At 62.9% G+C, this 9,289-nt stretch carries 6 protein-coding genes; 3 read left to right on the top strand and 3 right to left on the bottom strand.

Annotation, left to right across the window (positions count from 1 at the left end):
* A partial coding sequence (locus tag AB4Z11_RS12895) for an amidohydrolase family protein (RefSeq protein WP_442025648.1) occupies window positions 1-926 on the bottom strand: 926 nt, incomplete at its 3' end.
* Between the two features lie 14 nt (window positions 927-940).
* Window positions 941-3,193: an OPT family oligopeptide transporter gene (locus AB4Z11_RS12890; RefSeq protein ID WP_442025647.1), complete on the bottom strand. Its 2,253-nt coding sequence runs from the start codon at window positions 3,191-3,193 to the stop codon at window positions 941-943.
* A 110-nt stretch (window positions 3,194-3,303) separates the two neighbouring features.
* On the opposite strand from AB4Z11_RS12890, the gene AB4Z11_RS12885 reads away from it, so the two are divergent.
* From AB4Z11_RS12885 to AB4Z11_RS12875, 3 genes are read left to right on the top strand one after another with little or no spacing between them, the layout of a single operon-like run.
* The gene (locus AB4Z11_RS12885) at window positions 3,304-5,670 is read left to right on the top strand and encodes a penicillin-binding protein 1A (protein ID WP_442025646.1); all 2,367 of its coding nucleotides are present in this window, start codon (window positions 3,304-3,306) and stop codon (window positions 5,668-5,670) included.
* A gap of 19 nt (window positions 5,671-5,689) precedes the next feature.
* A complete protein-coding gene (locus AB4Z11_RS12880; RefSeq protein WP_442025645.1) occupies window positions 5,690-6,736 on the top strand; it encodes an ABC transporter substrate-binding protein in 1,047 nt (348 codons plus the stop codon).
* Window positions 6,733-7,530 carry a PP2C family protein-serine/threonine phosphatase gene (locus tag AB4Z11_RS12875; protein WP_442025644.1) on the top strand — a complete coding sequence of 266 codons (798 nt, stop codon included), beginning with the start codon at window positions 6,733-6,735 and terminating at the stop codon, window positions 7,528-7,530. Before AB4Z11_RS12880 ends, AB4Z11_RS12875 begins: the two co-directional genes overlap by 4 nt.
* Here AB4Z11_RS12875 and AB4Z11_RS12870 read toward each other — a convergent pair.
* Complete coding sequence (locus tag AB4Z11_RS12870; RefSeq protein WP_442025649.1) at window positions 7,527-9,275, bottom strand: methyl-accepting chemotaxis protein; 1,749 nt, start codon at window positions 9,273-9,275, stop codon at window positions 7,527-7,529. The genes AB4Z11_RS12875 and AB4Z11_RS12870 overlap by 4 nt on opposite strands.
* Between the last annotated feature and the right edge of the window lie 14 nt (window positions 9,276-9,289).

Genomic DNA, 9,289 nt, shown 5'->3' with positions numbered 1-9,289 from the left:
GAGTAGTAATTCGGCTCCTTTGCCTTGTCGGCCACATAACGGCCCGCGCTGATGGTCGGCACGTACCAGGCGCCGGTTTTCTTGAACAGGGCGATGGCTTCGTCATCCATGAAGGTGCCGTGTTCAATGGAGTCCAGGCCCGCACGCAGCGCGCGCTTCATGCCTTCCGCGCCGTGGGCGTGGGCCGCCACCTTGAAGCCGTAATCCTTGGCGGTAGCGACGATGGCACGCAATTCTTCTTCCGTGTATTGCGCGTTCATGCCGCTGATGGCCTGGCTCAGCACGCCGCCGGTGGCGGTCACTTTGATCACGTCGGCGCCTTCCTTGTAACGGGCGCGCACCGCCTGGCGGCCTTCTTCCGGGCTGTTGACAACGCCCTCGTCCGGTCCTGGCGTGCCTTTCAGATGCTGCAGTTCACGCGAATAGCCGTTGCTTGGGTCGGCATGGCCGCCCGTGGTGGCAATCGCCTTACCGGCCGTGAACATGCGCGGGCCAACAATGGCGCCGCTGTTGATGGCACGCTTGAGGGAGATGTTAAGGCCTTCGTTATCGCCCAGATCACGCACGGTGGTGAAGCCCGCGAACAGCGTGCGCTGGGCGTAGGCCACGGACTTATAGGCGCGGTCCTGCACGTCGAGCGTCAGCTGGCTGCGCAGCGATTCAACCTGGGGCTGGGTTTGCGAGGACAGGTGCACGTGCATGTCGATGAAGCCCGGCATGCAGGACATGCCACTCAGGTCCACATCGCCTTTGCCGGCGGTCGGCGCGATCGACTTCACGCTGCCGTTCTCCACCACCACCGTCACCTTCTCTCGCCATACACCGGCTTTCACGTCCAGCAGGCGGCCGCAATCGATGGATTGCGTGGCCGCGCCAGCCGCACCTGCGGCCAGCAACAAGCATGCAGCAGACAGCTCTTTCCTCATCCCCAATCTCCTTGTTAAGGTTGTTTTTTCTCCCGTGCCACCCACAGGAGCAATGCAATCAGCACAAAATACGGCAGCAGCGACAGCGCATTGGCCGCCTCGCCGCTGTAGAACGGATTGCTGTGCTCCGCCCAATTCGTCACCATCGTATCGAAGTCCGTCATCAAGCCGGCAGTGATTGCGATGACGATGCCTGCCAGCGCGCCGCCTGCGATATAGCCTGACGCCAGCAGCACGCCTGCACTGCGGTCGCCTGCGGCCTGCTTCTCATCTTCATTCAGATTTGCGTATTGCGGCAGCTTGCTGTTGCGCCGATCGACAAAGCCGCGTACCAGGCCGCCAATCGCGACGGGCAGCGTGGCCGACAGCGGCAGATACACGCCCACCGCAAACGACAGCGACTCGATGCCCGACATTTCCAGAATCACGGCAATCATCACGCCCAACATCACCAGCGTCCACGGCAGCTTGTTGTCGAGGATGCCCTTGATGATGTAGGACATCAGCACGGCCTTCGGCGCGTCGTACTTCTTCACTTCCGACCCATCCGGGCGCCTGGTGTGCGTGCCGTTGATGCCCGGATCGACCAGATAAACCGCCTTGCCGTCATCGGCCACATAGTATTTGCCGGCCGGCCCGCCCTTGTCGTCCTGCTTCTCCCACACCTTGTRAGTGCGGCTGTCGCTGGCGGCCTGCGGGCCTTGCAGTCTGGCGGTGGCGGTCAGGCGCGAAGCATCGGTCACCAGACCGGGCGCCACTTCGGCAGCAGGCACATACACCGTGCTGGAATTATTCAGTTGAAGCAGGATCGGGCCAAGCAGCAGCGCGGAGGCCAGCGAACCGGCCAGGATTGCATACTGTTGCAGGCGCGGCGTGGAGCCGACCAGGAAGCCGGTCTTCAGGTCCTGCGATGTCGTGCCCGCGTTGGCCGATGCGATACACACGATGGCGCCAACCGACAGCGCGGTCACATAATACTGGCCGCCGGTCCAGCCCAGAATCAGGAAGATCAGGCAGGTGAACAGCAGCGTGGCCACGGCCATGCCGGAGGTGGGATTGGAAGAGGAACCGATTTCGCCCGTCAGCTGGGAGGAAACCGTCGAGAACAGGAAACCGAACACCAGGATCAGCAGCGCGCCCAGCACATTCATATGCAGCGGCGTTGCGGCGGTGATGACGGCAATGATGGCCAGGCAGCCGATCACCACCCACTTCATCGGAATATCGCGTTCGGTGCGGCGCGTACTATCGGCCTTGCTGCCCTTGCCCACATTGGACAGGCCCGCAAACAGGCTGCGGATAATCATCGGCATGGCGCGCACCAGCGAAATCAGGCCGCCTGCCGCGACGGCGCCGGCGCCGATGTACAGAATATAAGCGCTGCGCACATCGTCCGGCCCCATTTGCGAAATCAGCATGGTGCCCGGCGACAGCACGGTGGTCAGCGGGTCGCCAAAGAACTTGATCATCGGGATCAGCAGCAGATACGACAGCACGCCACCACCGGCCATGGTCAGCGCAATGCGCGGGCCGATGATGTAGCCGACGCCCAGCAACTCCGGCGAGATTTCGCCGCCCACGGAGCCGCCCTTCAGCGGCGCGCCCAGCACGACTTCCGGCGTATCTTTCCACCATTTCAGCGACACATTCATCGCCTTGTAAATCAGACCGATGAAGAAACCGCTGAAGATGATGCGCGCCCGGCGCTTGGCGTCGCGGGCAGCTTCCGACTCTTCCTGCAGGCTTTCGCCGGCAGCGAGACGGGACGTATCGTTGGCCGCAGCCTTCAGCACTTCAGCGCAGGCCGTACCTTCGGGGAATTTGAGTTCGCGGTGCTGATCCACGATCATGGTGCGGCGCATCGGAATCATCATCAGGATGCCCAGCAGACCGCCCAGCACGCCCACCAGCATCACGCGCCAGATCTCCAGGTCGAAGCCCAGGATCAGGATGGCGGGCATGGTCACACCCAGGCCGAACGCAATCGATTCGCCGGCCGAACCGGCGGTTTGCGCAATACTGTTTTCGAGGATGCTGGAATCCTTGCCGCCCATCTTCTTGGTCAGGCCAAAGAAGGTAATCGCAATCACGGCCACCGGGATCGAGGCGCTGACCGTCAAGCCCACTTTCAGCACCAGGTAAAGCGAGGATGCGCCGAACACCATGCCAAGGATTGTGCCAAGCAGCAGAGAGCGGAAAGTCAGTTCGGGAAGCTGGGCTTCATCGGGGATATATGGCCGTACCTGGGGCTGGCCTTCGAATGGCATTCCTTGATCCTTTGGCATGTCTGCGTCCTGAAAGTACAGCCCGCACTATGGCATAAGCCGCTCCCCCTGCATAGTCTATAATTGCCCGACTTTGCAACCGAGAGACTGCCTTGACCGTTAATCGCCGATTCGTCATCCGTGCCCTGATTGCCGCAGGCGTAGCCGCCGTTCTAGGCGTTGCCGCCGTCATTGGCTACCTGCTGGTTGTGGTCTCCCCCAACCTGCCGTCGCTGGAAGCAGTAACCGACTATCGCCCGAAGATCCCCCTGCGCATTTACACGGCAGACAAAGTGCTGATTGGCGAATTCGGTGAAGAGCACCGCGACTTCGTGCCGATCAAGCAGATTCCGGACATGATGAAGAAGACCATCCTCGCCATCGAGGACACGCGCTTCTACGAACACGGCGGCATCGACTGGATTCGCGCCCTCGGCGCCGCGCGCGCCAATCTGGCCGGCGGCTTCCGCCAGGGCGCTTCCACCATCACCATGCAGGTGGCGCGCAATTTCTATCTGAGCCGCGAAAAAGTCGTGTCACGCAAGGCCACCGAAATCCTGCTGGCCTACCGCATCGAGGGCGCCCTGAGCAAGGACGAAATTCTTGAGCTGTACATGAACCAGATTTACCTGGGCCAGCGCAGCTTCGGCTTCTCGGCCGCGGCGCGCACCTATTTCGGTAAGTCGCTGAAGGACCTGTCCATCGCCGAAATCGCCATGCTGGCGGGCCTGCCGAAGAATCCGGCCCACCACAATCCGATCTCCAATCCCAAGCGCGCCAAAGCCCGCCAGCATGTCGTGCTGGGCCGCTTGCGTGAATTGAACTACATCAGCGAAGCCCAGTACCAGCAGGCATTGCACGAGCCGCTGCGCATCAACAGCCGCGGCCAGGAGTTCGAAGCCCACGCCGAATATGTTGCCGAACTGGCGCGCCTTGCCGTCGTTGCGCAGTACAAGGACGACGCTTACAGCAAGGGCATCAACGTCTACACCACGATTATCAGCGCCGACCAGGATGCCGCTTACGAATCCGTGCGCCGCAATGTGATTGCCTACGACCAGCGCCACGGCTATCGCGGCCCCGAGGCCTATATCGATCTGCCGGCCGATGAAGAAGCACGCGAGGATGCAATTGACGAAGCGCTGGGCAAGCGCACCTCCAGCGATGGCCTGATTCCAGCCATGGTGCTGGCAGCTTCGCCAACCGAAGTCAAAGTGGAAACCATCGACGGCGAAYAGTTGGCCATAACCGGCGAGGGCCTGAAGCTGGCCGCACCGGCCTTGTCGGCCAACGCCAAGCCAACCTTCAAGCTGCGCCCTGGCGCCGTCATCCGCGTCATGCGCGGCGAGAAAAAGACCTGGGCCATCACGCAAGTGCCGAAAGTAGCCGCCGCCTTTGCCGCCATCGATGCTGAAACCGGTGCTTACCATGCCATGGTCGGCGGCTTCGATTACACGCTGCAGAAGTTCAATCACGTGACGCAGGCCTGGCGCCAGCCGGGCTCCTCCATCAAGCCTTTCATTTATTCGGCAGCGATCTCGAAGGGCTTCTCGCCAGCCACCCTGGTGCTGGACGAGCCTATCGAGCTGCCGGGCGGCGCCAACGGTGAGCCATGGCGTCCGCAGAACGACGACAATGTTTTTGACGGCCCGATTACCATGCGCCGTTCGCTGGCCGCGTCCAAGAACGTGCCTTCCGTGCGCATCCTGCGCGCGACCGGTCTGGATTATGCGCACGGCTACCTCGGCAAATTCGGCTTCGATCTGGCCAAGCATCCGAAGAATTACACCATGGCGCTGGGTACGGGCGCGGTCACGCCGGAGCAGATGGTCAGCGCTTATGCGGTATTCGCCAACGGCGGCTACAAGGTCCAGCCATACCTGATTTCGCGCATCACCGACAGCAAGGGCACCGTACTGTCCGAAACCAAACCACCAGCCGTCGCGCAGGACGGCAATCGCGTGCTGGACGAGCGCAACCTCTTCATCATGGACAGCATGCTGCATGAAGTCACGCGCACCGGCACCGGCGCGCAAGCCACGCAGCGCCTGGGCCGCAATGACATCGCAGGCAAAACCGGCACCACCAGCGACGCCATGGACGGCTGGTTCGCCGGCTATGGCGGCGGCATCGTCGGCGTCGCCTGGATGGGCTATGACGAGCCGAAATCGCTGGGCGGCCGCGAATTCGGCGCCACGCTCTCGCTGCCGATCTGGATCGACTACATGAAAGTCGCTCTCGCCAAGCGCGGGCCAATCGAACGTGCAGCGCCGGAAGGCGTGGTGCAGCAGGACGGCGACTGGATGCTGGAGGAATACACCAGCGATCCGACGGTGCGCGGCATCGACCTGGATCAGGCGCCGGCGCCGGAGGGCGAAGCGGCGCCGGGCGAAGAGACGCCCGCAGTACCTGGTACGCCTGCCGCGCCGGCCAACCCGCCAGCGACGCCGCCCGCGCAGCCTGCGACGCCCGCACAGTAAGCGGTGTAGAATCGCTGGCATGACTCAGACGAGACGGCCCTCGCATGGCGGCACGCGGCGCACATTCCTGCGCGGCGCGGCCATGCTCACGGCCGCCTCACCATTGGCGCCACTGGCCGCACTGGCGCACGACAGCAAGCCGCATGTGCCGCGCATCTACATGATTCTGGCCTACGGCGAAACGCCCGCCGAACAAGGCTTCCGCGACTACTTCGCCCAGCACAAACTGAAAGTCGAATTCATCGAGCGCAATGTGGACCTGGATATCAGCCGCGTCCCTGCCCTGATCGCCGAAGCCCGCGCATTAGGCGCAGACTTGATCTACACCTGGGGCACATCGGTAACGCTGGCCGTGGCAGGCAAGGAAGGCGCCGTTGACCCGGATGCGCACGAGACCGACATCCCCGTCGTGTTCACCATGGTATCGACGCCGCAAGCCGCTGGCGTGGTGCGCTCGCTGCAGTCCTCGCATCGCAATATCACGGGGACTTGCCATGTGGTGCCGGTGAGCCAGCAGATGAAGGCCATCCGCGCCTGGCGGCGTTTTGCCCGCATCGCGACCATTTACAACCCGAACGAATTGAATTCCCAGGCCACCGTGCGCGAGCTGCGCGCCGAGGCGGCGCAATGCGGCTGCGAGATCATCGCCAAGCCTGTGCCACTGGATGCCAATGGACAACCGCAAGTCGACGCCTTGCCTGGCATGGTGAACGATCTGGCGCGGCAAGGCGTGCAGCTGCTGTATATCGGCCCCGATAACTTCCTGGCCACCCACCGCAAGCTGCTGACGCAAGTGGCGCTCGACGCCCATCTGCCCACCTTCGCGGCCACCGAAATCAATCTGCGCGATGGCAAAGCCTTGTTCGGGCTGGTGAGCGGCAATCGCGAAATCGGCAAACTGACCGCGCATAAGACCGCGCAAATCCTCTTCCACGGCCGCAGCCCGAGCGAGATTCCGATCGAAACTATCGGCAGCTTCAACGTCCTGGTGAACATGGACGTCGCGGCACGTCTCGGTATGCCGCCACCGAAGCAGCTGCTGCAGCATGCGGAGCTGATCCGATGATTCCGCTTTCGCCACCGCGTCCGCACACACTGGCGATGGGCGCCGCCTGCGGGCTCACCGATACCGGGACCGTCCGCCCATCCAATCAGGACAATCTGCTGATCGATACGAGACTGGGACTGGTGGCGGTGGCCGACGGCATGGGCGGCCACGCCGGCGGCGCGCTGGCCAGCACGGAAGCCTTGCTGCTGCTGGCACGCGAGCTGGCCAATGTGCATGATCATCCTGTCGATCCCGACACCACCTGGACGGGTGCCAGTCCACGCGCAGTGCAGGCGGCGCGCGATGCGGTGCTGCACGTGAACGCCACGCTGTACGGCATGAACGCAGCGGCCGGACTGGCGGATGGCATCGGCATGGGAACCACCTTGAGCGCGCTATGGCAGCCCGAGCCAGGCGCGCCTGCCATCGCACTGCATGTCGGCGACAGCCGCATCTACCGCTGGCGCGATGGCCTGCTCGAACAACTGACGCACGATCACACGCTTTACCAGCAGGCGCTGGAACAAGGCCTGCCGGAACCTCTCCCGCCACGCAATCTGCTGCTGCAGGCGCTGGGGCCAAGTCCCGACATCGAACCGGATGTCTTTGCGATGCCGCTGCAGCCGGGAGATCTTTATCTGCTGTGCAGCGACGGGCTGTATGGCGAAGCACAGGCGGGCGCCATCGAAGCGATTCTTGCGCACACCACGCTGGACGGCCTGGAAGCCGCCTGCGCAGCGCTGACCGAAATGGCCAAGCAGGACGGTAGCCGTGACAACATCACTGCCCTGCTGCTGGCCTGTCCTGCTTAAAACTCTTCCCAGTCATCCGCCGCTTCGCGCGCAGCGGCGACTTTCGCCGGCGCGGGACGCTTCAATTCCGGACGTTTGAGCGGTGCGGCGGCCGCCAGCGCGACAGGACGCTTCGCCACAGCCGCAGCACGCGGCTTGGCGGCAGGCGCCGTCAACAGACTGGGATCGAGTTTGAATACGCTGACCACAGCGGCCAGCGACTGCGCCTGTTCCTGCAATGAGGCCGATGCGGCAGCCGCTTCTTCCACCAGCGCCGCATTCTGCTGGGTGACCCTGTCCATCTGGCCGATGGCATCGTTGATCTGGTCGATACCAACGCTCTGCTCCTGCGTCGCCAGGCTGATTTCCTGGATGATGTCCGTCACGCGCTGCACGCTGGTGACAATTTCGCCCATCGTGCTGCCCGCTTCCGCCACCAGCTTGCTGCCGGCGCCCACTTTCTCGACCGAGTCGCCAATCAGCTGCTTGATTTCTTTCGCTGCCGCGGCGGAACGCTGGGCCAGATTGCGCACTTCCGATGCCACCACCGCGAAGCCGCGGCCCTGTTCACCGGCACGCGCTGCTTCCACCGCCGCATTCAGGGCGAGGATATTGGTCTGGAAGGCGATGCCGTCGATCACGCCGATGATGTCGACGATCTTGCAGGACGACTCATTGATCGAATCCATGGTTTGCACCACGCGTGCCACCACGTCGCCGCCCTTCTCCGCCACGCCCGATGCCGTGCGCGCCAGCTGGTTGGCTTGCTGTGCGTTGTCAGAGTTCTGGCGCACCGTGGATGTCAGTTCTTCCATCGAGGAGGCGGTTTCCTCCAGCGAGGATGCCTGTTCTTCCGTACGTGAAGACAGATCCAGGTTGCCGCTCGCGATCTCGCTGGACGCGCAGGCGATCGTGTCGGTGCCGCTGCGCACCTGCGCGACCACCTTGATCAGGCTACCGTTCATGTCTTTCAGCGCTTGCAACAGCTGGCCGGTTTCTTCGCTGGTGTCAACGGTGATGGTGCTGGTCAGATCGCCCGCAGCCACAGTCTGCGCGACCTGCACTGCCGATTCGATGGGACGCGTGATCGCCAGCGCGATATACCATGCGCAGCCAATCGCCACGGCGAGCGCGATGATGGCGGTCCAGATCATGGCCGCTTCCGCCGTGCCGACAGCCGCCAGGCCATCCTTCACGCTGCCCTTGGCCACGTTGTCATTCAGCTCGGTGATCTTGTCCAGAGAGGTTTCGGCCTTGGCGAACAGCGGCCCCGCTTCGTCGAACTGGGCGTAGAACTGCTTGAACAGCTCTTTCTGTTTTTCTTCGTCCTTGTTGGACGCAAGCGCCGCGATGGTAGCGCCCAGTTTAGCGTCGACGGCCTTCCACGCTTCCCACTCGCCCACGAACTGCTTCCACATGGCCGCTTCTTCATCCGTTTGCGGCAGCGGCTCATAGCGCTTCCAGCCGCCGTTGGCGTTGGCCCAGGCCTTATCGCGCAGCTTGATCACTTCGGCGAACTTCGCCTGCGATGTGTAGTCGTTTTCCCAGATGGCCGTGCGCAGCGTCGCGAGCGCCACCGCGGTCTGGCCCTCGTTCAATTCCAGCAGCCCCTGAATCGACGGCAGGCGAACGACCCCGATTTCGTTCACCGATCCGCCCACTTTTGCAATACCCCGATACCCTGCTGCGCCCAGCACCACCAGCGCGATCATCATGATGCCAACCAGGACCGCCAGCTTCCACTTGATCAACAGATTCTTGAACATGCCCAGCCCTTTCC

The organism is Pseudoduganella sp. RAF53_2, assembly GCF_052113985.1.
GTDB lineage: Bacteria > Pseudomonadota > Gammaproteobacteria > Burkholderiales > Burkholderiaceae_D > Rugamonas.
The sequence above is the reverse complement of the archived record's forward strand: the minus strand, read 5'-3'. Positions and strand labels throughout refer to the sequence as shown.

Excerpts from the sequence above, each read along its gene's own strand:
- AB4Z11_RS12880 (WP_442025645.1), top strand. The coding sequence starts at position 5,690 with ATGACTCAGACGAGACGGCCCTCGCATGGCGGCACGCGGCGCACATTC.
- AB4Z11_RS12870 (WP_442025649.1), bottom strand. The coding sequence starts at position 9,275 with ATGTTCAAGAATCTGTTGATCAAGTGGAAGCTGGCGGTCCTGGTTGGC.
- AB4Z11_RS12875 (WP_442025644.1), top strand. The coding sequence starts at position 6,733 with ATGATTCCGCTTTCGCCACCGCGTCCGCACACACTGGCGATGGGCGCC.